The sequence below is a fragment of the Micromonospora cathayae genome, assembly GCF_028993575.1.
Classification (GTDB): Bacteria; Actinomycetota; Actinomycetes; order Mycobacteriales; family Micromonosporaceae; genus Micromonospora; species Micromonospora cathayae.
Genome location: NZ_CP118615.1, coordinates 4,521,213 through 4,547,605, shown reverse-complemented (window position 1 = coordinate 4,547,605; position 26,393 = coordinate 4,521,213). Strand labels below are relative to the sequence as shown.

Here is a 26,393-nt window from a genome sequence, read left to right as displayed (position 1 = left end):
AAGTTCCAGTCGCTCTACGCGGCCGGGCCGTTCGGAGGGGGACATGACAACATCGCAGGAGACGCCCCACCACGGCTCGCTGCCTCCGACCTGGGCCCGCCGACCCGCCAACCTCGCCCGCGCGGTCACCGCCGAACTGGTGGAGCGCATCGTCCGGGGGGCGCACCCCCCGGGGTCGCCGCTGCCTCCGGAACCGATCCTCTGCGAGACCTTCTCGGTGAGCCGGACGGTCGTCCGGGAAGCGGTGAAGATCCTCCAGGAGAAGGGGCTGGTCCAGGTCCGACAGGGCGCCGGCACCATGGTGACCCCGCCCGCCATGTGGGACATGCTCGACGAACTCGTCCTCGGCGCGACCATCGCCGAGGACGACAGCCTGGCGATCCTCGACGACCTCGTCGTCACCCGGCGGGTGCTGGAGTCCGACATGGCCAACGTCGCCGCCCGGGTCGCCGACCAGGAGACCCTCGACCGGCTCCGGGCCCTGGTGGACCGGATGGACGAGCTGGTCGACGACCAGGTCAGCTACCACGAGCACGACCGCGCCTTCCACGACACGGTCATGCAGGCGTCCGGTAACCGGATCGCCCGTGGCGTGGTCCGGTCGCTGGAGAGCCAGGTCGTGAACACCGCCCGGTACATGGGCCGGACGGAACGCGCCCTGTGCGTGGCCTCCAACCGTGGACACCGGCGCATCTACGAGCGGATCGCCGCCCACGATCCGGACGGTGCCGCCGAGGCGATGTTCACCCACATCACCGAGGCCTGGCTGGTCCGCCGCAGCGGAACGGACACCCCCACCCGCCTGCAGCGCTGACCGGCCGCCCGCCTCCCGAACCGCGGACCTGCCGCCCCGGTCCGGACACGCGGACGGGGCGGGCCCCCGGCGGCGGGGGTTCGTGCACCCCGCCCACCAGGAGCCCACCCGTTCGACCGGCGACGTCACGCCACGTACCTGATCGACGTCGGTGCCGAGGTCAGGAGAACTGCGCGAAGAACCGCCAGATCTCCCCCTTGGTCCAGGTCGTCACGCCGCTCTCGGCGTACGTGCCGTCGACCGGCCCCGGCATGTGACCGTTGTCGAACGCGGCCCACTGCACCGGGTACCCCGCCCGGCAGCCCGAGTAGGTGGTGGTGATGTGGGTCCGGCTGCCGGCGGCCGGCTCCGGCGGATTCTGCGGGGTGCAGCCGTTGTTCCGGACGAAGGTGTCCCGCAGGCTGCGTCCACCGGAGATGGACAGCACGTTGTCGCTGATGCCGTGCAGCCCGAAGTACGCCACCGGCTGGGTGCCGCCGCTGCATCCGCTGATCAGGCCACCGGAGATGACCGCGACGGCCCGGAAGACGGTCGGCCGGGCACAGGCCAGCGCGTAGCTCATGCCGCCGCCCCAGCTGAAGCCGGTGGCGAAGCGCTGGGCCGGGTTGACGCAGAGGTCACTCTCGATCCGGCGGATGATGTCGTCCATCAGGGTGACGTCCTCGCCGCCGGGGTTCCCCCAACCGCCGTTGAGGCCCTGCGGCGCGACCAGGATCGCGGTGTTGTTCGACTGCTCCCACTGACCGTAGTAGGACCAGGCCTGCCCGCTGGTGCCCCCGGAGTCGATCTCGTTGGCGGTGCCGCCGCGCCAGTGCAGCGCGAAGATCAACCGGTACCGGTTGGCGTTGTTGTAGTTGTTCGGCATCCGCAGGATGAACGAGCGGCTCTTGCCGTTGCTGGTGATGGTGTGGGTGCCGTTGCGCAGCGTCGGGGCCTTGCCGCAGCCGCTGGTGCCGTCACCCGGCGGCGGGGTGGTGGGCGGCGTGGTGCCGCCGTCGACCCGGACGAACTGCCACTGCTGGTTGGTGCCGCCCCAGTCGTCGTACTGGACGATGTTGGCGCCGTCGGCGGTGGACGCGCCCTGCACTTCGAGGGCCTTGTTGCTGTTGCGGTTGATCAGGCGGACGTGCCCGCCGTCGGAATCGGCCAACCGCCACTGCTGGTTGGTGCCGTTGTGGTCGGTCCACTGGTGCACGGTGGCCCCGTTGGCCGTGGACACGTTCGCCACGTCGAGGACCTTGCCGGAGTGCCGGGACTTGACCCGGTAGTAGCCGCCGCCGGAGTCGACGAACTGCCACTGCTGCTGGTTACCGTTGTTCCGGGTCCACTGCGTGATCCGGCCACCGTCGGCCGTGGACAGGTTGTACACGTCCAGGGCCTTGCCACTGTTGCGGTTCACCAGCACGTACCACGCGTTGGTGTCGACCGTGGCGGCCGCGGCGGGTGCCGCGTTGATCGCGACCAGCGTGCCGGCGGTGACGACGGCCGCCGCGGCGGCGGCCAGTCCGGCCCGCCAGCGACGTCCCGGTGGAGAGGCGGGACGGGCCTCGTCCATGGTTCTCATGGTCTGCTCCTTCGTTCTGGGCGTCGCCCGGGGGGTGGAGACGGGCGCGCGGCCGGGCGCGCGCCGGCGTCGGTGGTGGTGGGGTCGGTGGTGGTACGGGGACAGGGGTCGCGGACACCCGGACGGCCACCGGCTCGTGCGGCCACCAATGGGTCTGGCGGAGACCGGCCGGCACACGCTGCGGGGGTGCGTCGCGGGGCTCCCGGCAGCCACGTGCACCGCGAGAGAAAGTTAACGCTCAACACGTCATACGTCAAATGATGTCGATTGATCGATTTCCTGGCGGCGGACCCTGACGTGCTACGGAAACCCGGCCCCCGACAGGTCGACCCGACCTCGCCGGCCAGGCCGGACGCCTACCTGTTATCGCTCACAGCCGCCCCGGCGATCCCCCGGCTTCGAGACGCCCGCCAGTTGTCGCTCACAGCCGACCGGACGACCCGCCGCCTCGAGACGTCCCCCGCCCGCGCCGGGGATGCGCCCGCCGACGGGGCAGGCGGCCCTCGCCGACCCACCTGGCGGGGCCGGGAAGGCCCGGCCGGCGGCTCCGGGGACGTCACCGGACGTCCCCGGAGCACGCTGGTCAGACGACCGTGCAGGGCGAACCGTTGAGGGTGAACGCGCCCGGCTTGGCGGAGTTACCGGTGTGCGTGGCCTGGAAGCCGACGCTGACCGAGCCGTTGGCGGGGATGGCGGCGTTGTAGGCGACGTTGCGTGCCGTCACCTGCCCCGAGGTGGGGGTGAAGGAGGCGTTCCACCCCGAGGTGATGGTCTGCCCGCCGGGCAGGGTGAACGCCAGGGACCAGCCGTTGACGGCGCTGGCCCCGGTGTTGGTGATGGTGATGTCGGCGGTCAGCCCGTTGTTCCAGGCGTTGACGGTGACCGCCACCCGGCAGGCGCCGGCCCCCGGCGGCGGAGTCGTCGGCGGCGGGGTGGTCGGTGCCGGAGTCGTCGGGGCCGGAGTGGTCGGCGCCGGCGTCGTCGGGGCGGGGGTGGTCGGAGTGGGCGTGGTCGGGTTGGACAGCCCGAAGAACGCGATGGCGGCGGCGGCCATCCCCCCGGCGGGCAGGCTGTGTCCGGCACCCTGGATGGCGTACGCCTCCAGCAGGACGGTCCCGGCGCTGTCGGCGTACCGGCGGCGGTTCCAGTTGGTCTGCGGCGTGTCGGTGAAGGTGGGGGTCTGGCTGAGCCCGAACACGTTGGTCCACTGCTCGATCGTCTCCTGCAGCAACGAGTACGGCACCAGCGTGTCGTTGGTGCCGTGCCAGAGCTGCACGCGGGGCCGCGGCCCGGTGTAGCCGGGGTACGCCTGCCGGACGGCGTCACCCCACTGCTGCGGGGTGCGGTTCATGCTGCCGCCGGTGCACTGGCTGCGCCCCGGCGGGTAGTCGGCCGCACCGGCGAAACAGTTGAACGGGACGCCCATGAACGCGGCCCCGGCCTTGAACACGTCGGGGTAGACGGCCAGCATGTGGTTGGTCATCATGCCGCCCGACGAGCTGCCGGTGGCGTAGACCCGGTTGGCGTCCCCGCCGTACTGCCGCTGCACGTAGGTGATCATCGAGATCAGCGACACCGGGTCACTGCCGCCACCACGCCGTTTGGCCGCGTCCGACCAGGTGTCGAAGCAGTTGCCGAACCCGGCCTGCTGGGTGGCGGTCGGGTAGATGACGATGAAGCCGTACCGGTCGGCCAGCGAGGCGAACTCGCTGCCGGAGTAGAAGCCGGGCCCGGATCCGCCGCAGCCGTGCATGGCCACCACGATCGCCGGGTTGGCCGGGCGGGCGTCCGGCACGTAGAGGTGCATCCGCATCCCGCCCGGGTTGTCGCCGAAGCTGGTCACCTCGACCAGCGACGCCGCGTACGCCGGTTGGAGCGAGGGGGCCAGCAGGCCGACCGCCGCGAGCGACGCGGCCAGGGCGAGCAGCAGTTTCCGTCTGATTCTGGTACGCACGATTCCTTCGCCAATCTCCGCGGGTGACGTCGTCCCCGCAGGTTGAGATCGGCCATGCGGCCCGGCGCGGGTACGCCCGGATTCCCGCGCCGGTCCCCCTGGCCTACGACATCCGAGGTGCCCTGCCCGGCCCGCTCCGCATCGTGTGACAGATAGTTTCCCTCCCGGCCCGAGAAGTGTCAATCGAGCTGACTCGATAGTCTGGGTGCCGCCTGCTGGTCGCGGCGCGCCCCGACCCGGCCGGCCCGTCCACCGTCGAGTCCCGCCGAACCGCATCGAACCGAGCCGCCCGGAGCGCACCGTGACCAGCCCTTTCGCCATCGAGGAGATCTTCCCGGACGACACGGACCAGGCGGTTCGGCTGCCCCGCAGACAGGCCGGGAACTCCCCGCAGGGGCTCGCGGTGACGCTGCTCGCCGACTACACCGTGCGGACCCGGGCCCGGCTTCCCTCCGCGGCGCTCGTCGCGCTGCTCACCGAGTCCGGGGCCAGCCCCACCGGCGCCCGCACCGCGATCAGCCGACTGGTACGCCGGGGCGTCCTCGACGGCAGCCGCGAAGGTCGGCGCAGCTTCCACCGGCTGAGCCGGGAGGCCGCCGCCAACCTGTCCGCCGGCGGCCGGTGGATCCTCACCGCCACCGCCACCACGCAGCCGTGGGACGGGTACTGGACCCTGGTCGCCTTCTCGCTGCCGCAGGATCGCGGCACGCAGCGCCGCAGCCTACGTGGGCAGCTGCGGTGGCTGGGGTACGCGCCGCTGTACGACGGGTTGTGGATCTCGCCGCACGACCTGACCCCGCCGGTCCACGCGCTACTGACCCGGATCACCCCCGGCGCCGTCACCGTGTTCCGGGCCCACCAGGCCGACCTCGACACCGTCGCCGGGCGGGACCCGCTCGACGCCTGGGACGTCGCCGCGATCGGCCGGCACTACGGGTCCTTCCTCGACCGGTGGCGTCCGCTCCTGCCACGGGTGGCGTCCGGGCAGGTCACCGGGGCGGAAGCGGTGCGGACACGGACCGAGGTGATGGACACCTTCCGGCGCTTCCCCGTCCTCGACCCCCGGCTGCCGGCCGAGATCCTGCCCGCCGGCTGGCTCCGTCAGCCGGCCCGGGAGGTGTTCGCCGCCGTCTACGACGGCCTCGCCCGGCCCGCCGAGCAGCACGTCCGGGCCGTCGTCCGCCGCTTCGCCGACGGCGTCCCGGACGACGTCAGGGCGCACACCACCGCCGAGCTGCTCGCCGGGATCGGCGAAGCGGACGCCACGGAGACGGGATCGTGCCCGCCCTGACACCCGTCAGGTCAGCTCGAGGGTGTACTCGGCGGTGTGCACCTTCCCGTCCACCTGGAAGTCGAAGAACGCCCGGTACCGGCCGGCGCTCGGCGCGGTCAGCCAGAACTTGACCGCCCCGTCGACCAGTTCCGGCTCCGGGTGCACGTGCACGTAGCCCAGGTCGCCCTCACGCACCACCACCAGATGCCCGTACGCGCCCAGGTAGCGTTCCAACCGCACCGCGCCCGGGCCGCCCACCCGGAACACCATCGGGGTGGACACCCCCACCACGGGCGCACCCTCGAACGACACCGTGAACGGGCCGGCGGTGGCCTGCGGCTGGGCCGGCGGCAGCGGAGCCGCGCTGCTCGCGCCCGGCACGTGGTGGTCCACGCCCAGCACGAGCGGCAGTTGGCTGCCGTCGGCCGTGGTCACCGAGAAGTCGGCGTAGACGCGGTAGCCGCCGGGCCGGGGCAGCCGCAACGGGACCTGCCAGGTGCCGTCGGCCGCCATCGTCGGGTGCAGATGCTGGTAGCCGCCGAGATCACGACCCACCACGATCATGTGCAGCGGCCGGTCGTGCACGACCGCGAAGCGGGTCGCGGCCCGGCCGTCGGTGCCCACGATCCGGAACCGGTAGTCCGCCGTCCCGCCAGCCGGCTGGGTGCGCTGGACGGGTTGCAGGGTGTACCCACCGGCGCTGACCGTCGTCCCCGTGACCAGGTTCTGGCCGGCGCTGTCGCCAGGGTGGGTGTGTGCCCCGGCGCCGGCCGGGTGCTGGTGCCCGTCCGCCGCCGACATCCCCTGACCGGTACCGGGAGAACCGGTGCCGGCGGCGGTCCGGGCGGCGGCCACGGTCCGCTCGTCGCCGCCGCCGATCCGGCCGATGCCGAACCCGGCCAGCAGGGCCACCACCACCGCCCCGACCAGCAACGCCAGCCGGGTGTCGCTGACCCGACCGGGGACCGGTGCCGCCGCCTCCGAGCCGACCGCCACCTCCGAGCCGACCGCCGGCTTCAGGTCGACCGCCGCCTTCGAGCCGGCCGCCGGCTTCGCTTCGACCGCTGATGTCGAGCCGGCCGCCGGCTTCGGGTCGGTGCTCCGGGTACCGGTGGCCTTCTCCGTCCCGCGAGCGCGCCCACCCGGCCCACGGCCCCCGCCTGGTCCGCGAGCGGCTCCGCCGCCGGTGGCACGGACACCCCTACCCGCGCCACGGCCGGCCCGGACCGCACCGCGCGCCCGGCCCGGGCCCCGGCCGACCGGGGCCGGCCGGCGACGACGCCACGCCAGGAAACCGACCACCGCCAGGGCCACCACGACGATCCCGCCGGCCCAGTACGCGCCGGGGACGCCACCGTCGTCGGTCGCTGCCGGCGGTGCCGCCGCCGGGGGCGACGACGCCACCGGTGAGGCGGCCGGCGTACCCGAGGTGTCGCCGCCGTGGCCGTGCTGCTCGGCGGCGGCCACCAGGGACGGGTCCGGCTGGTTGGTCGGCGGACGCCAGCCCGCCGGCGCCGCCGTGACCCGACCGGTGTAGCGGAAGCTCATGGTGCCGCGCACCGGCTCGCCGTCCGAGGCGACCGAGAGGTAGCTCACCGAGTACTGACCCACCGCCGGCAGGTGCGCGAGCGTCACCACCGCCGGGAAGCCCGTGGTGTACTCGCGGGGCTCGAACTTCCCGTCGACCAGCAGGTACTCCCGCACCGGCCGGTCCAGCGCCTTGGGCGACCCGTACGTCCAGCCGTCGTCGACCCGTCCCCCGCCGGGTGCGGTGACGGCGAAGTACGCGTTGGCGGCGACCCGCTCGGTGAAGTAGAGCTGCACCGTCGTCAACGGCTCGCTCACGGCGGCACCCGACGCGGGCGTGGACATGGCCAGGGTGCCGTGGGCGGTCGCCGGGCCGGGCAACGCCAGCACAGCGACCGCCGAGGCGAGGACGAACGCGAACACCGCCGAGGTCAGACGCACCAGGGCCGGGAAGTGACGACGCATCAGGACATCCTCATGCGATCACAGCTTCAGTCAAGAGTTCGCGAGCTTTTTACACCCATGACAAAAGTTCTACTCGTTCGAACGCAAGCCCGTCCGGCGTCACGGACGGGCGATCCGACCCGGTCCGACCGATACGTCCGACGCTGTTCGCCCGGCGCGGGACAGCGCGCTGCCCGCCCGTGGCAGGGCCGGTGGTCGCCGCGATCCGTTGTGGCATGATGTCGCGACGGTCGGCCCGCCGTCAGCACGATGCGACGTACGGACGGTGGAAGGTCATGCTGCTCCCTGGCCTGCGACTCGGTGACCGGTACCGGCTCGACGCCCGGATCGGCGCCGGTGGCATGGGCGAGGTGTGGCGGGCGGTCGACGTGGTGCTCGGCCGGACGGTCGCGGTGAAGGCCATGCTGCCCGACGTGGCGGACGACCCGGACTTCGCCCGCCGGTTCCTGGTCGAGGCGAAGGCCATGGCCAGCGTGAACCATCCCGCCGTGGCCTCGATCCACGACTACGGGCACAGCGACGGGCTGACCTTCCTGGTGATGGAGTTCGTCGACGGGCAGTCGCTGTCCCAGCTCCTGGCCCGGCACGGCCGGCTCTCCCCCGCCGACACCATGCACCTGGTGGCGCAGGCGGCGGACGGGCTCCAGGCGGTCCACGAGTGCGGCATCGTGCACCGCGACATCAAACCGGCCAACCTGCTGGTCCGGCCCAACGGGTCGCTGCTGATCACCGACTTCGGCATCTCCCGCCGGCAGGACGCCTCCCTGCTCACCGCGTCCGGGGCGGTCCTCGGCACGCCCACCTACCTCTCACCGGAGCAGGTGCTCGGCCGGCCGGCCACCGCGCTCAGCGACGTCTACTCGCTCGGTCTCGCCGCGTACGAGTGTCTGGCCGGGCAGCGCCCGTTCACCGGGGACAACCCGTACGCGGTCGCGCTGCAACGGGTGCAGGCGGTCCCCCGGGCCCTCGGTGCCGACGTACCCCAACCGGTACGCACGGTCGTCGAGCGGGCCCTGGCCACCGAGCCGGCCGACCGCTGGCCGTCCGCCGCCGCGCTGGCCCACGCCGCCCGCTGGTCGTCCGGTGCGGTCGCCCACCCGCCGGCGGTCCCACCGATCGCCGCCCCGCCGGTCCCGGCCCCGCCCGTCCCGGCCGCGCCAATGCCGCCGGTACCCCCGGTCGTGGCGCCGGCCCCACCGGTGTCGCCGGCTCCGGGTCCGTCGGTCTCCACTCCGCCACCCGGTCCGGCGGTCTCCGCCCGGGGACGGTCGACGCGGCGGCGGTGGGCGGTGCTGGCCGGTACGGTCGCCCTGGTCCTGGCCGGCGGGCTCGCGGCCTGGCAGGCGTTCGGCGGCGACGGCACCGGATCACCGGCCGACGACGGCCCAGGTGGGCCGGGCGGCACGCCGTCGGCCGGACCGGCGGTGCCGGCCGGGTTCGCCGCCTGCGGGGCGGAACTGTGCCCGACCACACCGTTGTGCTGGGGTGGACTGGTCAGCATCAGCGGGACCGCCATGCCGCCCCGGAAGGCGGACTGCGCCGGTGAGCACTCCTGGGAGACGTTCGCCGCGGTCCGGCTGCCCGACGACGCGACCGACCTGCCGCAGGACGAACTGCTCACCCACGACGTGATCAAGGTGGCCTGCTCGACGTCGAATCTGGCGGCGCGCCGTGCCGAGCCGGGCGACACCCGCGGTTGGGTACGGGACGCCTGGCCGGTGGAACTCCCCGCCGACGGGGGTTGGCTGGTGCACTGCCTGGCCCGCCCGGAGACCGGCCAGTCGACCGGGGCCGCGTTCCGACCGGCCTGACCGCCCCCGTGCCCGGACCTGGTCCGGGCGTCGCCGCCGGCTGCAAACAAAGTGATCCTCATGTATCTTTGGTCCGGCTCGCGTCCTGCTCACCGTGCAGAGTGGAGCTGAACGCGCTGAACGGGGGTTCGCGTCAGAATGAATACGAACTGGTTGACCTGGTTGACCGTCGCCAGCCAGGGAGCGTTGTGCGTGACGTTCGCCATGGCCGCCGGGAGCAAGACCGCGAAGGTCGGCGCGTTCGCCGACTTCCGGGACTCCCTGCCCCGGATGCTTCCCGTGCCCCGCCGATGGGTGCCGGCCGTGGCGTCGGCGGTGGTGCTGGCCGAGGTCACGATCGCGGTGGCGGTCGTGGTGCCCGTACTGATGGTCGCCGCGTTCCTGCTGGCCGCCCTGATGATGGCGGTCTTCACGGGCGCGATCGTCACCATGATCCGTCGTGGCTCGGTCGAGCCGTGCCACTGCTTCGGGGTGTCCTCGCGGCCACCGACCCGGATCGACGTGGTGCGGAATCTCGCCCTGTTCGGCCTCGCCGTCCTCGGGCTGGTCGGGTCGGTGGCGTCGCCCGGCCCCACGGGTCTGCCGCTCGCCGCTGTCGCGCTCTGCGCCGTGGCCGGTGGCGTCCTGGCGCTGCTGGTCGTCAACCTCGCGGAGATCGCCGATCTGTGGAAGCCGACCTCGTCGGCCTCGTCCTGAGTCCACCGCCCGGCCCGGACGGCACCGGGTGCACCGCCCGGGACACCGGCACCGTACCCGCGCCGCCGGGCCGACGGGTCCGGTACGGCTACCGCCGGCCCCACGCCGCGCGACCGGGACCGGGTCACGTGCCACCTGCCGCGCGACCAGGAATGCCCCCCGGGCCACGCCGACCGGGCTGAGCCGCACGTCGCGCGACCGGAGCTGAGTCGGACGTCGCGCGACCGGGCCTGAGCCGGGCGGCGCGCTGTGCCGCGCGACGCGTACGCCCCGATCCACCGTTCCCGCGCCGCTGCCCCTCACCGTGGAGGTGCAACCCCATGCCGTCCGGATTATCCCGATACCCAGGGAAAGTCACGCCCATGTCAGGCCCCTCGCAACTCCCGCCCTGCCCTCGCGACCGAGCGGAACCCGCCGCCTGGACGTTCCGGGTGCTCGGCCCGCTGGCCGTCGAACGGGACGGTGTGGAGTTGCCCGTCGGACCGGGAAAGCAACGCGCCCTCCTGGTCAGCCTGCTGCTGGACGCCAACCATCTGGTGCCGTTGGACCGACTGGTGGAGCTGCTGTGGGAGGGCGAACCGCCTCGTTCGGCGGTGGCGAACATCCGCACGTACGCCTCACAGCTCCGGGTGACGGTCGCCGATCGGGACGTCCAGCGGGTGGTGTGGCGGCCACCGGGGTACCTGTTCACCGCCGCCGACGAGGAGGTGGACCTGCTCACCTACAAGCGGCTGGGCGAGCAGGCGCGCAGGGCGCAGGCGGACGGCGACCTGCCGACGGCGTTGAACCGGCTCACCGCGGCCCTGGGCCTGTGGCGCGGTGCGGCCGCCGAGGACGTGAGCCGGACGGACCGGCTCGGCGCCCGACTGTCCGGACTGGACGAGCACCGGGTGAACCTGATCGAGGAGTGGATGGACGCCCGGCTCCGCCTCGGCGACCACCGGGAGGCGCTGGCGGAGCTACGCCGCCTGACCGGTGCCCATCCGCTGCGCGAGCGACTGTGGTGTCAGCTCATGCTGGCGTCGTACCGGGTGGGCAGCACCGGCCCGGCCCTGCAGGTCTTCGAGGAGGCCCGGCAGCTCCTGGCGGACCAGCTCGGTGCCGAGCCGGGCCCGGAGCTGGCCAAGCTGCACACGGCGATCCTGCGGCACGACCCGGCGCTGCTGACGGTGGACGCGCCACCGGTCGACCTGACCCACGTCCCGCGCCGGCCCCGCCCGGTGCCGTGCGAGCTGCCGCTGAGCGTCTCGACGTTGGTGGGGCGGGAACAGGAGCTGGCCACGATCCGGGCCGCCGCGACCGCGGCGGGCGCCGGCCCGTCCGGAGTCGACGGACCGGGCCGGACGGCAGCGGCGCACACCCCGGCGGGACACGCCGGTACGGCGGGCGGCACCAGGCCGGTGATCGTGGCCGTGCACGGGCCGGGCGGCATCGGCAAGTCCGCGCTCGCCGTGCACGTGGCGCACGAACTCCGCCAGTACTACCCCGACGGGCAGATCTACGTCGACCTGCACGGCTCCACCGTGGGGTTGACCGCCGAGGATCCGTCGGAGGTGCTGCGCCGGTTCCTGCGCACGCTGGGCGCGGAGTCCGAGCAACCGGTCGGCGACGACGAGGCGGCGGCGCACTTCCGGTCCCTGACCGCCGACCGAAAGATGATCATCGTACTGGACAACGCCGTCGACGAGGCCCAGGTACGGCCGCTGCTGCCCGCTTCGGCGGAGACCCTCGTACTGGTCACCAGCCGGCGCATGCTGGCGGCCCTGGACGGGCCGGTGCACCTGGAGCTGCGTCCGATCAGCCCGGACGCGGCCTGCGCGCTGCTCGGACAGTTGGCCGGCAGCGAGCGGGTCCGGGCCGAACCCGAGGAACTCGGCCGCATCGCCGCGCTCTGCGACCATCTCCCCCTGGCGCTCCGGGTGGTCGGCGCACGGCTGGCGTCCCAACCCGACCGCCCCCTGTCGGCGCTCTCCGCGCAGCTGTCCCACCAGCGCGGCCGGCTCGACGCGTTGTGCTACGGCGACCTGGCGGTCCGTTCGTCGCTGGCGGTCGGCTTCCTGCGGTTGACCACCGGCGCGAAGCTGTTCCGGCTGCTCGGCGGGGTCCGGCTGCCGGACTTCGGCACGGCCGTCGCCTCGGCGGTGCTGGACGGTTCGACGGCCGCCACCGAGCGGGCCCTGGACGAACTCGTCGACGCGCGGCTGCTGGAGCAGACCCGGCCCGGCCGCTACCGGATGCACGACCTGGTCCGGCTGTACGCGGGCGAGCTGGGCGCGGACGACCGCGACAGCGGGTGCGCCCTGCACCGGGTGCTGTGCTGCTATCTGAGCACCGCTCGCCGGGCGGTGGCCATGCTCCGTCCCGGTCTGCACCGGCACGGCACGGATCAGTTCGTCGAGGCCGACGACCGTGTCCGCCTGGCCGGGCCGGCGGAGGCGCTGGCCTGGCTGGAGGCGGAACGCGCCGGCATGATCGAGGTGGCCCGGCAGGTGTACGACGCGGAGCCGGAGCTGGCCCGGTCGGTACCGCTGCTCACCGCCGCGCTGTACCAGTACCTCGCCACCCACGACTACTGGGACGAACTCGACGAGTTGGCCGGGCTGGCCAGAACCGTCGCGGTACGCCTCGACGACCGGCGCGCCGAGGCGACCGCGCTGACCTGTCTCGCCGGGGTCGCCCGGCACCGTGGTCGACTCGCCGAGGCGAGGACGCACCTCGACCGGGCCATCACCATCCGCTGCGCGCTGGGCGACCGGCGGGCGCTGGCCGCCCTGCTGTCGCATCTCGGGATGACCTGCGCGCAGGCCGGTGACCGGACGGCGGCGCTGGAGAACCTGCGGCACAGCATCCAGCTTCATCAGACGCACGGGACACGCACCGGGGAGGGGATCGCCCGGCACGAGGCCGCCGAGGTGCTGTGCCTGCTCGGCCGGCACGCCGAGGCGGGCGGGATGTTCGCCGAGGCGCTGGAGATCCGCCGCGCGGTGGGTGACCGGCTCGGTGAGGCGATCACGATGACCGGCCTCGGCAAGCTGGCGTGCCGGCGTGGAGCGTACGACGACGCGGTCACCATGCTCTCCGACGCGCTGCCGCGCTGCGTGGAGTTCGGCGCGCGGCACTACGAGTGGCAGGCACTGGTCTGGCGGGCGTACGCGTGGACCCGGCTCGACCGGCTCGACCTGGCGGTCACCGATCTCGCCCAGGCACTGGCCATGAGCAGGGCGCGCGGCAACCCCCGCGAGGAGGGGTTGACCGCCCGCCTGCTCGGCGTCGTCTGGTGCCGTCGCGGGCGGGCGGCGACAGCCGCGGAGTACGAGTCCCGGGCGGTGGAACTGCTCGGGGACGAGTGTCCACGGGCGGTCGGCGACCAGGTCCCGCTGGACCTCTGGCGGTGATGTATTCCGGGTGTACCGCAGGCCGGTACGTTCGCCGCCGACGGGAGGAGCAGGAGTGAGTCGAATCGATGTCGTGGTCGCCGCGAGCGGTCTGGCGGTCCTGGGTGCGGCGGTCGTGCTGCGGCGGCGGCTGGTCGCGGTCACGGTGGAGGGCCGCAGCATGGAGCCGACCCTGCGGGACGGGGACCGGGTCCTGGTGCTGCGGCGGACACTAGGCCGGGTACGCCGTGGTTCCGTGGTGGTGGTCGAGCGTCCGGAACCCGGGGTCGGCTGGAGTCACCTCCGGCCGCCGCGGTGGCGGCTCGACGGGCGGACGTGGTACGTCAAGCGGGCCGTGGCGCTACCGGGTGATCCGGTCCCCCCGTCCGTCGCACCGGTCGTGGGGGCCGGCGAGGGCTCGGTCGTCCCCCGTGCCGCGCTGGTGGTGATCGGTGACGGGGTGAGCAGCAGCGACTCGCGGCGGTGGGGATTCTTCCCGGCGGAACGGCTGCTCGGGGTGGTGGTCGCCCGGCTGCCCCGGGCCGGGTCGCCGGCTGGCCCGCAGCACGGGTGACCCGCCCGGCGGCGGCGCGTACCGGCCCGGCCGGCCGATCGACGAGTCGGCCGGGTCACCGCCGGTCCTCGTGGCGTACCGACAGGTGTGCGCCGGACGGTCGACCGTCCGGCGCACACCGTGCGTCAGCGTCAGGCCCATTCGCAGGCCCCACAGACCGCCCGGCAGTTGCAGTCGAAGCAACAGCGCTTGAGTCGGCCCGTCGGGCAGCCGGTGCTGGAGAAGTAGCACGATCCCTGCTCGACGCAGCAGGCACCGGCCGCCGCCTTCGGCACGAAGGCGGTCAGCATCCGGTCGGCGAACTTGTTGATCATCCTCATATGAATCACCCCCTCTCGATGTTCTGGAATCGACTCTAGGAAGCGTCGATACAGTCGCGGGCCAACGCCGATACATCGACGGACGACTTTGCATTGCGCCCGTTGACCTCGGCGTCGTCGCGATACCCGGCGGCCTGGAGAGCGAAGAGCCGGGCGTACGTGCCCGGCTTGGCGACCAGCTCCGCATGGGTGCCCTGCTCGGCGACGACGCCGTCGGCGAGCACGACGATCCGGTCGGCGTCCCGGATCGCCCCCAGCCGGTGCGAGATGAGCAGGCTGGTGCGCCCGGCCCGGTGCTCCCGGAGCCGGCTGTGGACCTCGTGCTCCGCCTCGGCGTCCAGCCCGGCGCTCGGCTCGTCGAGGATCATCAGGTCCCGCTGGTCACGCAGGAAGGCCCGGGCCAGCGCCACCCGCTGCCACTGCCCCCCGGAGAGCCGGACCCCGGCCTGTGCCTCCTCTTCCTCCGACCCGCCGAAGAATGACCGGGTCAGCTGCGTGTCGTAGCCCCGGGGCAGCCCGTCGAGCACCTCGTGGACACCCGCGCGGCGGGCCGCCGCCCGCACCCGGTCCGGGTCGTCCAGGGCCGACAGGTCGCCCAGCGCGACGTTCTCGGTGGCGCTCAGGTCGTACGTCATGTAGTCCTGAAAGACCGCACCGATGCGGGTACGCAGCTCGGCCAGGTCGACGTCGCGCAGGTCCACCCCGTCCCAGAGGATCGCCCCACGGGTCGGGTCGTAGAACCGGCACAGCAGCTTGATCAACGTGCTCTTGCCGGCCCCGTTCAGGCCGACCAGGGCCACCGCGAGCCCCTCCGGAAGGAACAGGTTCACCCCGCGCAGCACCCACGGATGCCCGTCGTCGTACCGGAACCACACGTCGCGCAGCTCGATGCCCCGGCGCAGCCGCGGCACCGGCGTCGGAGCCGGACTCGCCGGCAGGTCCGACCCGGTGCGCAGCACCGTCACGTAGTGGACGAACATCGTCAGATGCTGATGGGTCTGGGCGGCGGACTGCACCAGCGTGGCGAGCGCGCCCTGCACACCGGCCACCGCGGCCACGAACATCGACACGTCGCCGATGGAGAGGGCGTCACGCCGGGCCGCAGCGACCGCCCACAGCAGGCCGGCCCCGGCGACGACCGCGCCGAGCAGCGCGAGTCCGCCCTGTACCGCCAGCTCACGACGGTCCTCCCGGCGCTTGGCGGCGTCCGCCGTCCGCCGCTCGGTCAGCATCCGCCCGCGCAGGAAGCCACCGGTCCCGAACAGCCGGATCTCCTTCACCGCCTGCGGGTTCTCCTGCAGGCCCTGGTAGAAGACCCGACGCCGCTCGGTGGGGCTGATCAGCCACATCATCGCGGCCCGTCGCCGCGACAGGTACAACTCCATCAGCAGCATCGGTATCCCGGTCAGGACCAGCACGCCGGTCATCACCGGGCTGATCACGGCCAACGAACCGACCAGGCCGACCGCCGTCACCGCACCGCGCAGCAGGCCGAAGCCGCCGGCGACGGCGGCCCCCGGGGTACTGGCCGCCTGCATGGCCATCCGCAGCCGGTCCAGGAACTCGGGACTGTCGAACCTGGCCAGCCCGGTGAACCGCTCGACCGCCCGGTACAGGCCGTCCTCGGCGCTCAGCGCGACCCGCCGGTCGATCTCGGCCCGAAGGTACTGTCCGGCGTGCGGGAACACCGCCGCCGCCACCCCGGCACCAGCCAGGGCGGCGGCCAACGCCGTCAGGGCCGACAGCGGCTCACCGTCGGCCAGGCCGTCCACCACCAGCTTGGTCAACCACGCGACCGCGACCGGCACCGCCGCGACGGCGAGCATGCAGACGACCTGGACGGACACAGCCAGCGGGGCGGCCCGCCAGGTGAGCCGCCCCGCCACCACCGCCGCCCGGCGCAAGCCACCGGCCGGATCGACACCCGCCGCCGAGGAGCCGGTCGCTCCCGGATCGGCACCCGCCGCCGGGGAGCCGGTCGCTCCCGGATCGGCAGCCGCCGCCGAGGAGCCGGTCGCTCCCGGGTCGCCGCTCATACCGCCGCAGGGGCGGGGAAACCGGCAAGGTTCCCGCCCGCGACCTCGATGGTCCCGTCCGCCTCGATCATGCACACCCCTGGAAACGCCTTGACCCCGAAGGCCGTCATCACGGCGTCCTCGTAGCCGGCCCGGACCACCCGCGCGGACCCACGCAGCTTCTCGACGTGCTCCGACGCGCCGTCACTCTCCCCCGCCACCACCGCCAGGACCCGCTGCCGGCCCCCGGGCACGGTCGCCGCGTACTCGACGAAGGTCGGCAGCAGGGTCTCGCACGCCGGGCAGCCGGGGCTGAAGAAACCGACCAGGGTACGGCTCCCCAGCCGGTCCGAGGAGATCACCTCCCCGTCGACGGTGGTGACGGTGAAGTCCCCGATCGTGGTACCGGCCGGCAGGATCGCGTCCTCCGCCGGGCGGGCGACCCGCGAGAGCTGGTCGGTGTGTTCACGCAGGCGTCGGATCACCCCGAAGGTCAGGACCAGATTGAGCAGGGCGACGACCCCCACGACAACGGCGACAGCGAGATACATGTGGAACTCCTCGATAGATCGACCGGCCCCTGTGGGACACGCGGCGACCGTACGAGTCGGCCATACAGACCCGATACATGAGCGGGTGACCGGCGTCCCCTGCCCTGAACGGGGTGCCGACCGGGGAATCAGGCGACCACGGCCAGGAACGGGCTGGGCTGCCCGGACCACGACACGTACAGGGCCTCTCGGGCCCGGGTACCGGCCACGAAGATCAGGCACCGCTCGCGCGACAGGTCGTTGTCGTGCTGTGCCTGGTCCGCTCGGCCGGGGTGACCTCCTTGGTGAACGGCACCGCAGTCGCGGTCACCCCCACCACGGCCACCGGATTGTCCCCACCGGCCTGCGGGGTCGCCTTCACGCAGGCCACGTACGCGTCCCGGTCGGCCTGGGTGGGGACCGGCTTCGTTACGGACGCAGCAACCTACGACCAGGCGAACGGATCCGGCACGGTTCAGGAGCGCCCGAGGCGGTCCAGCAGCTCGCCGAGGAGTGCGTGCTCCCCGGCGGTGAGCCCGGTCGGATCCTGCTCCAGCATCGTCCGCAGCGCCAGCGCAGTGCTGGCCCGGGTCGCCGCCGGGGACTCGCCGCGTGCGGTGGTGTCGAGGACACCGGCGAGCGCGGCCTCACGTACCCGGTCCGAGAGGCCCGGGTCGCGCGCCTCCTCGGGTTGCGTGATCAGGCTGAGGGTGACGCCGACGTTGGCGGCGAGGAGCTGCTCGGCCGCGTCGTCGATCGGCACCCGCAGCAGCCCTTGGCGCGCAGCAGCGTTCAGCAGATCCCGCAGCATGGCGTGGGCGGGCGCGGTGATGGCGCACGGCCGGCCGGGCTCGACCCGTCCGTAGAGCAGGGCGTAGAAGGTCGGATGTTCCAGGCCGAACCGGACATGCTCGTCCCAGCCATGACGGATGTCGTCCAGCGCGTCCCGGCTGCCACCGGAGGGCCGTGGGGAATGGACGTACTGGCTGAAGCCGTGGTTGATCACCGCGTCGATCAGGCCCTGCTTGCTGCCGAAGTGGTGGTACAACGTCGGCGCCTGCACCCCGGCGCGCTCGCAGACCGCCCGGGTCGACAGGTCACGGCCCCCGGAGCTGTCCATCAGCTCGGCAGCGGCTAGGAGAAGACGGTCTCGGGCATTACCGCTCACCGCACGACGAGGCATAGCGCTATAGTACTCCATGTAGCGCTACAGAGATCGGTATAGCGCAGCTGGCAGCGGAGGGAGCGACATGGACACGGCAGTTCCCAAGGTCGTACGTGAGTACTTCGACGCAAGTGCGCGTCGCGACGTCGAGAGCGTCATCGGCCTGTTCAGCGAGGACGCGGTGGTCGTCGACGAGAGCGAGACCCGGCGCGGCCGGTCGGAGATCCGGGCCTGGCAGGAGGGGCCGGCGTCGCGGTACGAGTACACGACCGAGTTGCGCCGGGTGGAGCCGGCCGGGGCGGACGCCTTCCTGGTCAGCGGCCGCATCGAGGGAAACTTCCCGGGCGGTACGGCCGACCTGACCTGGCGGTTCACGCTTGCCGGCGACAGGATCCGTCATCTGGAGATCACAACCTGACGCCCGCCCTAACTCCCGTTGGCGCTGCGGTGGACCCGGTCAAGCACGGTGCACCTCCTCGGCGATCTTGCCGATGGCCCGCCGGGACTGTTCCCGGTCCAGCGCCAACGCGTCGAGACTCGCCCAGGCCCGCTCGAACGCCTCCAGCTCCGCCGGCCGGTCCAGGTAGAGCGCCCCGGTCAGCCGCCGGCCACCCGCAGCAGCGCCGCCTCGGCGAGCACCACGTCCAGCCGGGGCGGTGGCGGCAACCGTCGCCGCAACAGGCGTTGGCGGTCGAGCCGGACCGCCACCAGCCGCTCCCGGCCGTCGTCGGTCAGCTCCGGGTCGACGTCGTGCAGCGTCCGCGCGTACCCGGGGGGTCTGCAGCAGCGCCGGCACCAGCGCGTCGGCGTACTCGCGCAGCCGCCGGCCCCGGGTAGAGGCCCAGCCAGGCCGGCACCGCACCGTACGCGTGCCACCAGCCGCTGGGGCGCGTTTCGCCAGCCAGGGAGATCAGCGCGGCGGCCAGGTCGGCGGCCACGCCGTACAGCTCGCACATGGCCCGCACGTCGACGCCGCGCACGGTGCCGCCGCCGGTCTCGATCCGCCACACCCTCTGCCGGCTGCACTGCAACGCCACCGCCGCCGCGTCCAGCGTGATCCCGGCGGCGAACCGCCGCTCCCGCAGCATCCGCCCGAGCTGTCGACGCGGCACGCTCGACTTGCCCGAGACTGCTTTGCTGACCGCGTGCCGTACGCCCAGCCGCTCTGGCGACAGATCAGAGATGACCTACGCGCAAAGATCCGGGCAGGCATCTACCCGCCGGGAAGCAAGCTTCCCTCCACACGCTTGCTGGCCGAAGAGTACGACACCAGCCATGTCACCGTACGGCGGGCACTGGATTCCATGATCGAGCTTGGCGAACTTGTCGGCCGCATGGGCATCGGCGTCTTCGTAGCCGACACGTCGGAGCAGAACTCCTAGGCACGACCCGCCCGCAGAGAGGTTGATCCCGGGGCGGGTCGCAGAGGAGAGTGCGCCGGGTAGATGTCCCCCCGTCGACGGGTGAGCTGGAGGATGGCGCCCGGTCAGTACTGGTAGGTGACGGCCACGTTGTGGGTGTAGGCGTACACCGGTGGGTTGATCACACTGGATCCGGAGCCGAAGACCAGGGTGAACCGGAAGTACCAACTGTTGCTGGCCGGATCCCCGTTGAAGTAGGTGGAGGTTCCGGAGTTCCCACCGAACGTCCACAGGGTCTCGCAGCGCTGGAGGTTGCAGAGCTGCCGGGTCAGGTTGGACGGATAGCTCGACAGATTGAACTGCCAGCTGACGCCGGTGATCGTGGACCCGGCGGGTACGGCGATCGGGCTGTTGGCGAACGAACTGGAATAGACGGTGTTGGTGCGGTAGACGGTGCCACCGCTCGGTGAGACCCCGTACGACCCGACGGCGGCCACCGCCGGGGTGGCTGGTGCGACGAGCACCAGAGTCAGGACGGCGGCGAGACTGAGCAGGGCCTTACGCCAGGGGGACATCGCGCCTCCTCGTGGGTGGGAGAAGCAGGTGTCCCGAGTATTTCCCCTCCCCCGGCCCTCACCGTCAGAGCCGTCGTCGTCCGGTCCCTGACGCAACAAGTGGCACTTCCCGCTAACCCCAGGGCAGCCGCGATACGTCGCTCATCTCCGGATTCATGGCCCGAAGCCGGAGATTGGCGGAGCCGGGAAGCACGATGGGCGGATGTGCCCCGAGGATGGCAGCTCGCGTTCCGGACAGTTGCGGTGGGATCGGCTCGGCGTGTCGGGTAGCTGAGCTGTCAGCAACGGATCGGCGGACGGGGCGGGGTGGTCAGTGGGCGAGCTGCCGGCGTTGGTGGGACAGGGCGGGGTGGTGGTGTCCGCCCGGGTGACTGTCCGGATCGGTGTGCACGGTGGCGGTGGTCAACCGGGGTACGGCGTGGGTGAGCTGGTGTTCGGCGTCAGCGGCGATCTGGTGGGCGGCGACCAGGCTGAGGCCGGCGTCGACCACGAGGTCGGCTTCGGCGTGCAGGCGGTGGCCGATCCAGCGCAGCCGTACGGCGGTGACGTCCCGGACGCCGTCGACAGCGCGCAGGGTGGTCTCGGCCCGGTCGACCAGCTCGGGGTCGACGGCGTCCATCAGCCGGCGGTAGACCTCGCGGGCGGCGTCCTTGAGCACGAAGGTGATGGCGACGGCGATGGCCAGGCCGACGGCCGGGTCGGCCCAGCGCCAGCCGAGGGCGGCACCCCCGGCTGCGGCGAGGACGGCGAGCGAGGTGTAGCCGTCCGTGCGGGCGTGCAGGCCGTCGGCGACCAGGGCGGCGGAACCGATGCGGCGGCCCACCCGGATGCGGTAGCGGGCGACCACTTCGTTGCCGACGAAGCCGACGAACCCGGCGGCGGCGACCCACGGTAGATGGGTCACCTCGGCCGGGTGCAGGAGCCGGTCGACGGCGGTCCAGGCGGCGGCGACGGCGGAGCCGGCGATGACCAGGACGATGACGATGCCGGCGAGGTCTTCGGCGCGTCCGTAGCCGTAGGTGTAGGCGCGGGTGGCGGCGCGCCGGCCGAGCAGGAAGGCGATGGCGAGGGGTACGGCGGTGAGGGCGTCGGCGACGTTGTGCAGGGTGTCGCCGAGCAGGGCCACCGAGCCGGAGAGCAGCACGATGACCGCCTGGGCGAGCGCGGTGATCCCGAGGCCGACCACGGAGATCCACAGGGCGCGCAGTCCGTCGCGGGAGGACTCCAGGGCCGGGTCGAGTTTGGCCCGGCTGTCGTGCGAGTGCGGGACGACGGCGTGGGTCAGCCGGTGCCACCGTCCGGCGGGTCGCCCGCCATGCTGCTGGTGCCCGACGGAACGACCATGACCATGACGGTGGCCATGGCCGTGGCCGTGGCCGGCGTCGTGCGGGTGGGAGTGGACGTGGGCGCGGCCTGCTGCGTGCGGGTGGTCGTGCGGGTGGTCGTTCACCGTTCCCCCAGGGTCCGCCGAGCCGTTTCGGTGTCGACGGAGATAATATGTGCTCATGTACGCACGCGACAACGTTGCAGGTGCCGGTGAGCGGCAACAACGCATCCCTGGCGAGCCGGAGATCGAAGCGGCCACGGAGATGCTGCGGATGCTGGCCGACCCCACCCGGCTGCGACTGATGACGCTGCTGGGTGCCGGCGAACACGACGTGACCGCGCTGGTGGCGGCGGTGGGCACGGCCCGTCCGGCGGTGTCGCAGCACCTGGCCAAACTGCGACTGGCCGGGCTGGTGAGCGTGCGGCGGGAGGGCCGCCGGGCGGTCTACCGGGCCCGGGGTGGGCACGTACGCCGACTGGTGACCGAGGTGCTGAACGCCGCGTCGCACCGGGTCACCGGCCGTCCCGAGCACGACTGAGCGGACACGCCATCGGACGGAGCACGACCGGACGGGGACGGCCCCGGACGGGAAACGCAATGGCCGGTCGGGGTGAGGGTGTGACAGGGTCCCCGGTATGCGTCAGACCCGTCCGCTACCGTCCACCCTGGAGGATGCCCGCCGGCTCGAACGGCAGGGCGTCGGGTGCAAGTTCCTGTTCTTCTGGGGTCACCGACCCGGCCGGGACGGCAGCATCGGCGCGGGCTGCCTGAGTCAGTGGTGGCCGGCAACCTTCACGGTCGACGGGCTGAGCTTCCCGACCGCCGAGCACTTCATGATGCACCGCAAGGCGACCCTCTTCGGCGACGACGAGACCGCCGCCCGGATCACCGCCGTACCGGACGCGCCGCGCGCCAAGGCGCTCGGCCGGCAGGTACGCGGGTTCGACGAGGCGGTCTGGACCGCGCACCGGTACGACATCGTGGTCGCCGGGAACATTGCCAAGTTCGGCCAGCATCCCGAGCTGCGTGACTACCTGCTGGGCACCCGGGGCCGGGTGCTGGTGGAGGCCAGCCCGCTCGACCGGGTCTGGGGCATCGGCCTGGCCGCCGACGACGAGCGCGCGCACCGGCCGGCGCAGTGGCGAGGGCTGAACCTGCTCGGCTTCGCCCTGATGGACGTCCGGGCCGCGTTGGAACCCGCCGGGTGACTCTCAGCCGAACGACTCTTCGGCGAAGCTGAGGCCGCCCCGCTCGGCCATGGTGAGCAACTGGCGGGGTACGTGCCGCGGCGGCCGGCGCAGGTGTTGCCGGTACCCGGAGGCGCGTAGCCGAAGGTCGAAGTTCTGGCCCTCGATGTGCCACAACGGTTCCGGATGGTCGTCGGGTGGGTCGAGGCGGTGCAGGTCGGCGATCTCCAGGAGGTCGTGCGCCGGGCCGATCGTGCCGGTGATCTGCCAGGCACGCTCGAAGACGAGGGTGGCCGGCGCGATCCAGAAGGTGAAGTGCGTGGCGGGCCGCACCGGGTCGACCCAGCGCACGATGTAGTCCAGGTCCAGCAGCAGCCGGGCCGGCGGCAGGGTGTCGTCGTCGTACTCGCCGACGCTGACGGCGTGGATCCGGCAGTCGTGCCAGCCCATCACCGGGTGGTCCGCCTCGTTCCAGGTGGCCTTGGACAGTCCGGACGGCGGGTGCACCGGTACGTCGTTCATCCGAGCAGTATCGCTGCGCGGGGCGCTGCCGGGTTCGGATGGGCCCGCGCCCCGCCACCGGGTACCGCCCGTCACGGGGCCAGGACCAGCTCCCGGAGCCGGGCGTCGAGGTCGGTCGCGTCGATGCCGCCGGTCCAGCCGCGCAGCAGCGCGCCGCCCCGGGCGACCAGCACCACCGCCGGTGGTTCCCGCACCGCGTACGACAGGGCGATCCGGCCGTCGTCGTCGCGCAGCACCGGATGCTCCACCCGGTGCGTCCGCAGGTAGCGCTGCACGTCGGCGGGTTCGTCCTCGCCGACGACACCGACGAAGACCACCCGGTCCCGGTGGTCGCGGGCGAGCTGGCTCAACGCGTCCTGCCGTTGCTGGCACAGGGTGCACCAGGAGGTGAAGAAGACCAGCACCACCGGCCGGTCCGCCCAGAGGGTGGCCAGGTCGACCGGGCTGCCGTCGGTGAGGGTGCCCTGGGCGGCGGGTGCGGCCGGCGCGCCGGCCGGGGCGGGGCGCAGGGCCAGGTCGGCCGGCACCGGGCCGGGCAGGGTGCCGGCTCCACCGGCGACCGCCTCGGCGCGCGGTGGCTGCGCGTCGGCGGTGCAGCCGGACCCGGTCAGTACGGCGCAGAGGGCCAGCGCGGCCAGGCGCAGGGCCCGGTTCACGACGGCACCACCGCGACCAGCGCCGGGCCCTCGCTGGTGTCGGCGGTGAGCGCGATCGGCGGGCGGTCGTCCACGACGAGCCGGTACGCGTCCCGCCGGGCCACCTCGACCGGGACGCGGAACTCGCAGTAGGTGGGCACCTTCGACACCTCGAGGTCCTCCTCGAACGCCGGCACCGACCGGCCGCTGGTCAGCTTCCCCTCGGTCAGGGTACGGCCGTCCGGGTCCAGCAGCCGGAACGGCGCCCGGTTGTGGAAGTGGGTGTACGGGCCGGTGCCGGCGCAGTCGACGCCGACCGGCCGGAGGTTGATGTCGCGTACCAGCACCCGCACGGTCAGCTCCGACCGGGCCTCGGCCGGGTCACCGGCGCAGCCTGTCGCCGCTCCGGTCAGCAGGGCCGGTACGCACAGCAGCGCCACGATCCGACGCACGCTTCCTCCCCTGGGTCGGCCGGGTGCCGGGGCGGTACGTGGTCGTACCGCCCCGGGCCGGCTGGTGTGCGGACTCAGCCGAGCTGGGCGCGGGGCCGCTCGACCCGGCACTGGCTGGTCACCGTCCTGGTCGGGTCGCTCTCCGAGGTGGCGGTGAGCTGCACCAGGGTGGTCGCGGTGGCGTCGGCGGTGGCCCCCACCGACACGTGCACCGGGACGGAGGTGCCGAACTGGGCGGTGGCCAGTTCGTTGGGCAGTTCCACCCGCCAACCGGTACCGCCGACGCTGGCGGACAGCCGGTACACGTCGGAGGTCAGGTGGTCGCTGACGTCCTCCGGGTGCTGCTGGTCGGCGGCGGCGTACCGGCCGGTGTTGGACAGGTCGAAGGTGCAGGTCGCGCCGCCGGTGCCGGGCTTGCCGCGGGTGACCAGCGAGCCCTTCGACAGGGCCACGCCCCGGGTGCTGGGGCCGGCCCCGTCCAGCGACCGCACCGCCACCGTGTACGACAGCACGCCGTCGCCGTCGCGGCGCAGGTTCAGCACGTAGAAGTGCAGCCGGTTGGCCTCGTCGACGTACTCGTACTCGCTGCCGGAGTTGGCGCCGGCGTGGAACAGCGCGTCGGAGAGCTGCCGGTAGTCACCCATGGTGATCATCTGCGGGGTGCCGTCCGGCCGGTAGAAGTCGACCATGTCGATGTCCTGCGGGTTGGCGTCGATCACCCACTGGAACGGCGCGCTGTCGGCGTTCTTGGTCTTGGTGATCAGCACGCCGCTGTCCGGGGTGAACGAGTCGGCGCCCATCCGGTCCACCACCTCGACGGTGTAGTTGTTGAACCGGCCACCGTCGCAGAGCGGATCGGTGGTGGTGCTGCACGCCGGGGAGCGATCCTGACCCATGGCGATGTTGATGCCGGTCAGACCGCCGGGGCCGGCGTCCACCGCCCGCGCGGTCACGTCGGCGACCACCAGGCCCGAGGCGGCCAGCACGTCCCGGTTCAGCCGCAGCACGTGCTCCTCGCCGAGCAGGCCGATCTTCAGCTTGTCCCGGACGGTGTGCAGGGAACCCATCGAGCCGCCGTTGACCGGGGGGATCTGCCAGCGGGTGTGCGGCCCGCCCGGCCCGTTGAACGAGCCGCGCGACATCATGCTCCAGATGCCGGTGTACGCGCGACGCAGCGGCACCCCGTACGGGTTGTTGTAGTTGTCGCCGATGCTCAGCAGGTGGCTCAGCTCGTGGGCGTACACGCCCATGCCGGAACTCTCCGCCTGGGTGGAGGAACCGCCACCGGCGTTGGGCCAGATCGTCGAGGCGGCCTTCCACGAGGTCCACTCCACGTACCGGGTGCGGGCGTAGTTGGGCATGGTGGGGTCCGGCGGGCCCCAGGCGTCCGGCACGTCCTCCTTGGTCTGGAACATCATCTGGCCGAACTCCTGCCAGGTCGACGACTCGTCCTGGCCGGCGGAGAGGATGAACACCAGCTCGTACGAGTCGGCCACCTCGTCGCCCACCGCGGCCCGCCAGGCACCGAGGCCGTCGGTGCGGATGTTGCGGGCGCAGGTCTCCCCGGTCGGGCAGGCCCCCGGGTTGAAGCTGTTGTCGATGCCGTACTGGTAGGACTTCGACGGCATCCGGTACGGCCCGAATCCGGTCAGGTCGACGCCGTAGCGGCCGTTGGAGTCCTGCATCCAGTACTCGTGCAGGGTGTGGCCCCGGTTGAGGTCGCCGGGTTTGTTGAGGAAGTCGGTGTAGAACCCGGCGACGTTCTCCCGGGGGATGTTGGCCGCGTTGGCCTGCGGGTTGCCGAACACCGACGACCCGGCCGGCTTGGTGATCTCGAACGGCTGGTCCGGGTAGTCCAGGGTGACCAGCGCGATGTCGAAGTTGCGGACCGAGCCGCGCACCGTCGGGTCGGACCAGTCGCGGTTCGGCACGGGACGGTAGTCGTCCCAGGTCATGGTGTCCGGGTTCTGCCAGCGCTGCGGGTCGAGCACCTGGAACGGTACGCCGGCTCCGGGGGGCCCGGGGGCGGCGACGGCCGGGCCGACCGCCGAGGAGGCGATCAGTGCGGTGGCGAACGCGGCGCCGAGCACCGTCCGTACCGCACGTCTGGTGGGCAGCAGGTGCATCGGGTCACCTCTCGTGGTGGGAGGGGTGGGAAGCGCAGTCGACAGGCGGCCGGCTGGGCGTGATCGGTTCCCGGTCCGACCCTAGGATCGGTCCCGACCCGGGTCACCGTGCAGATGTCGGGGCGT

General features: G+C 72.7%; 25 protein-coding genes. 10 read left to right on the top strand and 15 right to left on the bottom strand.

The window, feature by feature from the left end; all coding sequences use genetic code 11:
• Window positions 1-43 precede the first annotated feature (43 nt).
• A complete protein-coding gene (locus PVK37_RS20620) occupies window positions 44-814 on the top strand; it encodes a FadR/GntR family transcriptional regulator (RefSeq protein WP_275029218.1) in 771 nt (256 codons plus the stop codon).
• A gap of 160 nt (window positions 815-974) precedes the next feature.
• Here PVK37_RS20620 and PVK37_RS20615 read toward each other — a convergent pair whose 3' ends face one another.
• Complete coding sequence (locus PVK37_RS20615; RefSeq protein WP_275029217.1) at window positions 975-2,378, bottom strand: RICIN domain-containing protein; 1,404 nt, start codon at window positions 2,376-2,378, stop codon at window positions 975-977.
• A 583-nt stretch (window positions 2,379-2,961) separates the two neighbouring features.
• Window positions 2,962-4,332: an extracellular catalytic domain type 1 short-chain-length polyhydroxyalkanoate depolymerase gene (locus PVK37_RS20610; RefSeq protein WP_275029216.1), complete on the bottom strand. Its 1,371-nt coding sequence runs from the start codon at window positions 4,330-4,332 to the stop codon at window positions 2,962-2,964.
• Window positions 4,333-4,633: 301 nt separating this feature from the next.
• On the opposite strand from PVK37_RS20610, the gene PVK37_RS20605 reads away from it, so the two are divergent.
• Complete coding sequence (locus PVK37_RS20605; protein ID WP_275029215.1) at window positions 4,634-5,623, top strand: PaaX family transcriptional regulator; 990 nt, start codon at window positions 4,634-4,636, stop codon at window positions 5,621-5,623.
• 6 nt (window positions 5,624-5,629) lie between these two features.
• On the opposite strand, the gene PVK37_RS20600 is transcribed toward PVK37_RS20605, so the two are convergent.
• Window positions 5,630-7,597, bottom strand: coding sequence for a copper resistance CopC family protein (locus tag PVK37_RS20600; RefSeq protein WP_275029214.1), 1,968 nt, complete (start codon window positions 7,595-7,597; stop codon window positions 5,630-5,632).
• Window positions 7,598-7,872: 275 nt separating this feature from the next.
• Between PVK37_RS20600 and PVK37_RS20595 the strand changes: the two genes are divergently transcribed.
• The 4 genes from PVK37_RS20595 to PVK37_RS20580 all read left to right on the top strand — a co-directional run bounded on the left by PVK37_RS20595 (window position 7,873) and on the right by PVK37_RS20580 (window position 14,052).
• On the top strand, window positions 7,873-9,408 hold the full coding sequence (locus tag PVK37_RS20595; protein WP_275029213.1) for a serine/threonine-protein kinase: 1,536 nt from the start codon (window positions 7,873-7,875) through the stop codon (window positions 9,406-9,408).
• Window positions 9,409-9,546: 138 nt separating this feature from the next.
• Window positions 9,547-10,104: a MauE/DoxX family redox-associated membrane protein gene (locus PVK37_RS20590; protein WP_275029212.1), complete on the top strand. Its 558-nt coding sequence runs from the start codon at window positions 9,547-9,549 to the stop codon at window positions 10,102-10,104.
• A 362-nt stretch (window positions 10,105-10,466) separates the two neighbouring features.
• Window positions 10,467-13,499 (top strand): AfsR/SARP family transcriptional regulator, encoded by a 3,033-nt coding sequence (locus PVK37_RS20585; protein WP_275029211.1) that lies wholly within the window; start codon window positions 10,467-10,469, stop codon window positions 13,497-13,499.
• Between the two features lie 55 nt (window positions 13,500-13,554).
• A complete protein-coding gene (locus tag PVK37_RS20580; protein WP_275029210.1) occupies window positions 13,555-14,052 on the top strand; it encodes a S26 family signal peptidase in 498 nt (165 codons plus the stop codon).
• Window positions 14,053-14,183: 131 nt separating this feature from the next.
• On the opposite strand, the gene PVK37_RS20575 is transcribed toward PVK37_RS20580, so the two are convergent.
• From PVK37_RS20575 to PVK37_RS20560, 4 genes are all read right to left on the bottom strand, one after another.
• Window positions 14,184-14,372 carry a hypothetical protein gene (locus tag PVK37_RS20575; protein WP_275029209.1) on the bottom strand — a complete coding sequence of 63 codons (189 nt, stop codon included), beginning with the start codon at window positions 14,370-14,372 and terminating at the stop codon, window positions 14,184-14,186.
• Window positions 14,373-14,407: 35 nt separating this feature from the next.
• Entirely contained in the window at window positions 14,408-16,408 is a 2,001-nt protein-coding gene (locus tag PVK37_RS20570; RefSeq protein WP_275029208.1) for an ABC transporter ATP-binding protein, read from the bottom strand.
• Window positions 16,405-16,938: a thioredoxin domain-containing protein gene (locus tag PVK37_RS20565; protein ID WP_275029207.1), complete on the bottom strand. Its 534-nt coding sequence runs from the start codon at window positions 16,936-16,938 to the stop codon at window positions 16,405-16,407. The genes PVK37_RS20570 and PVK37_RS20565 overlap by 4 nt, the downstream gene beginning before the upstream one ends.
• 454 nt (window positions 16,939-17,392) lie before the next feature.
• Complete coding sequence (locus PVK37_RS20560; protein WP_275029206.1) at window positions 17,393-18,100, bottom strand: TetR/AcrR family transcriptional regulator; 708 nt, start codon at window positions 18,098-18,100, stop codon at window positions 17,393-17,395.
• Window positions 18,101-18,167: 67 nt separating this feature from the next.
• Here PVK37_RS20560 and PVK37_RS20555 point away from each other — a divergent pair, with 67 nt between their 5' ends.
• On the top strand, window positions 18,168-18,500 hold the full coding sequence (locus PVK37_RS20555) for a nuclear transport factor 2 family protein (protein WP_275029205.1): 333 nt from the start codon (window positions 18,168-18,170) through the stop codon (window positions 18,498-18,500).
• Window positions 18,501-18,679: 179 nt separating this feature from the next.
• Here PVK37_RS20555 and PVK37_RS31725 read toward each other — a convergent pair whose 3' ends face one another.
• The gene (locus PVK37_RS31725) at window positions 18,680-18,817 is read right to left on the bottom strand and encodes a Scr1 family TA system antitoxin-like transcriptional regulator (protein ID WP_341483454.1); all 138 of its coding nucleotides are present in this window, start codon (window positions 18,815-18,817) and stop codon (window positions 18,680-18,682) included.
• Window positions 18,814-19,194, bottom strand: a complete 381-nt coding sequence (locus tag PVK37_RS31720) for a helix-turn-helix domain-containing protein (RefSeq protein WP_341483392.1) — start codon at window positions 19,192-19,194, stop codon at window positions 18,814-18,816. The genes PVK37_RS31725 and PVK37_RS31720 overlap by 4 nt, the downstream gene beginning before the upstream one ends.
• A gap of 33 nt (window positions 19,195-19,227) precedes the next feature.
• Between PVK37_RS31720 and PVK37_RS20545 the strand changes: the two genes are divergently transcribed.
• Window positions 19,228-19,464 carry a GntR family transcriptional regulator gene (locus tag PVK37_RS20545; RefSeq protein ID WP_275029204.1) on the top strand — a complete coding sequence of 79 codons (237 nt, stop codon included), beginning with the start codon at window positions 19,228-19,230 and terminating at the stop codon, window positions 19,462-19,464.
• A 104-nt stretch (window positions 19,465-19,568) separates the two neighbouring features.
• On the opposite strand, the gene PVK37_RS20540 is transcribed toward PVK37_RS20545, so the two are convergent.
• Both PVK37_RS20540 and PVK37_RS20535 read right to left on the bottom strand, forming a co-directional pair.
• Window positions 19,569-20,018 carry a flagellar protein FlhE gene (locus PVK37_RS20540; protein WP_275029203.1) on the bottom strand — a complete coding sequence of 150 codons (450 nt, stop codon included), beginning with the start codon at window positions 20,016-20,018 and terminating at the stop codon, window positions 19,569-19,571.
• Window positions 20,019-20,328: 310 nt separating this feature from the next.
• On the bottom strand, window positions 20,329-21,468 hold the full coding sequence (locus PVK37_RS20535) for a cation diffusion facilitator family transporter (RefSeq protein WP_275029202.1): 1,140 nt from the start codon (window positions 21,466-21,468) through the stop codon (window positions 20,329-20,331).
• Between the two features lie 55 nt (window positions 21,469-21,523).
• Between PVK37_RS20535 and PVK37_RS20530 the strand changes: the two genes are divergently transcribed.
• On the top strand, window positions 21,524-21,883 hold the full coding sequence (locus PVK37_RS20530; protein WP_275029201.1) for an ArsR/SmtB family transcription factor: 360 nt from the start codon (window positions 21,524-21,526) through the stop codon (window positions 21,881-21,883).
• Between the two features lie 97 nt (window positions 21,884-21,980).
• Entirely contained in the window at window positions 21,981-22,553 is a 573-nt protein-coding gene (locus PVK37_RS20525; RefSeq protein ID WP_275029200.1) for an NADAR family protein, read from the top strand.
• 3 nt (window positions 22,554-22,556) lie between these two features.
• Here PVK37_RS20525 and PVK37_RS20520 read toward each other — a convergent pair whose 3' ends face one another.
• The 4 genes from PVK37_RS20520 to PVK37_RS20505 all read right to left on the bottom strand — a co-directional run bounded on the left by PVK37_RS20520 (window position 22,557) and on the right by PVK37_RS20505 (window position 26,267).
• Complete coding sequence (locus PVK37_RS20520; protein WP_275029199.1) at window positions 22,557-23,054, bottom strand: hypothetical protein; 498 nt, start codon at window positions 23,052-23,054, stop codon at window positions 22,557-22,559.
• Window positions 23,055-23,125: 71 nt separating this feature from the next.
• Complete coding sequence (locus tag PVK37_RS20515) at window positions 23,126-23,710, bottom strand: TlpA family protein disulfide reductase (protein WP_275029198.1); 585 nt, start codon at window positions 23,708-23,710, stop codon at window positions 23,126-23,128.
• Entirely contained in the window at window positions 23,707-24,141 is a 435-nt protein-coding gene (locus tag PVK37_RS20510; protein WP_275029197.1) for a hypothetical protein, read from the bottom strand. The genes PVK37_RS20515 and PVK37_RS20510 overlap by 4 nt, the downstream gene beginning before the upstream one ends.
• A gap of 74 nt (window positions 24,142-24,215) precedes the next feature.
• Entirely contained in the window at window positions 24,216-26,267 is a 2,052-nt protein-coding gene (locus PVK37_RS20505) for a M6 family metalloprotease domain-containing protein (protein WP_275029196.1), read from the bottom strand.
• Window positions 26,268-26,393 lie beyond the last annotated feature (126 nt).

Excerpts from the sequence above, each read along its gene's own strand:
- PVK37_RS20520 (WP_275029199.1), bottom strand. The coding sequence starts at position 23,054 with ATGAACGACGTACCGGTGCACCCGCCGTCCGGACTGTCCAAGGCCACC.
- PVK37_RS20525 (WP_275029200.1), top strand. The coding sequence starts at position 21,981 with ATGCGTCAGACCCGTCCGCTACCGTCCACCCTGGAGGATGCCCGCCGG.
- PVK37_RS20600 (WP_275029214.1), bottom strand. The coding sequence starts at position 7,597 with ATGCGTCGTCACTTCCCGGCCCTGGTGCGTCTGACCTCGGCGGTGTTC.
- PVK37_RS20570 (WP_275029208.1), bottom strand. The coding sequence starts at position 16,408 with ATGAGCGGCGACCCGGGAGCGACCGGCTCCTCGGCGGCGGCTGCCGAT.
- PVK37_RS20565 (WP_275029207.1), bottom strand. The coding sequence starts at position 16,938 with ATGTATCTCGCTGTCGCCGTTGTCGTGGGGGTCGTCGCCCTGCTCAAT.
- PVK37_RS20505 (WP_275029196.1), bottom strand. The coding sequence starts at position 26,267 with ATGCACCTGCTGCCCACCAGACGTGCGGTACGGACGGTGCTCGGCGCC.
- PVK37_RS20590 (WP_275029212.1), top strand. The coding sequence starts at position 9,547 with ATGAATACGAACTGGTTGACCTGGTTGACCGTCGCCAGCCAGGGAGCG.
- PVK37_RS20585 (WP_275029211.1), top strand. The coding sequence starts at position 10,467 with ATGTCAGGCCCCTCGCAACTCCCGCCCTGCCCTCGCGACCGAGCGGAA.
- PVK37_RS20555 (WP_275029205.1), top strand. The coding sequence starts at position 18,168 with ATGGACACGGCAGTTCCCAAGGTCGTACGTGAGTACTTCGACGCAAGT.
- PVK37_RS20540 (WP_275029203.1), bottom strand. The coding sequence starts at position 20,018 with ATGTCCCCCTGGCGTAAGGCCCTGCTCAGTCTCGCCGCCGTCCTGACT.
- PVK37_RS20595 (WP_275029213.1), top strand. The coding sequence starts at position 7,873 with ATGCTGCTCCCTGGCCTGCGACTCGGTGACCGGTACCGGCTCGACGCC.
- PVK37_RS20575 (WP_275029209.1), bottom strand. The coding sequence starts at position 14,372 with ATGAGGATGATCAACAAGTTCGCCGACCGGATGCTGACCGCCTTCGTG.
- PVK37_RS20620 (WP_275029218.1), top strand. The coding sequence starts at position 44 with ATGACAACATCGCAGGAGACGCCCCACCACGGCTCGCTGCCTCCGACC.
- PVK37_RS20530 (WP_275029201.1), top strand. The coding sequence starts at position 21,524 with ATGTACGCACGCGACAACGTTGCAGGTGCCGGTGAGCGGCAACAACGC.
- PVK37_RS20615 (WP_275029217.1), bottom strand. The coding sequence starts at position 2,378 with ATGAGAACCATGGACGAGGCCCGTCCCGCCTCTCCACCGGGACGTCGC.
- PVK37_RS20560 (WP_275029206.1), bottom strand. The coding sequence starts at position 18,100 with ATGCCTCGTCGTGCGGTGAGCGGTAATGCCCGAGACCGTCTTCTCCTA.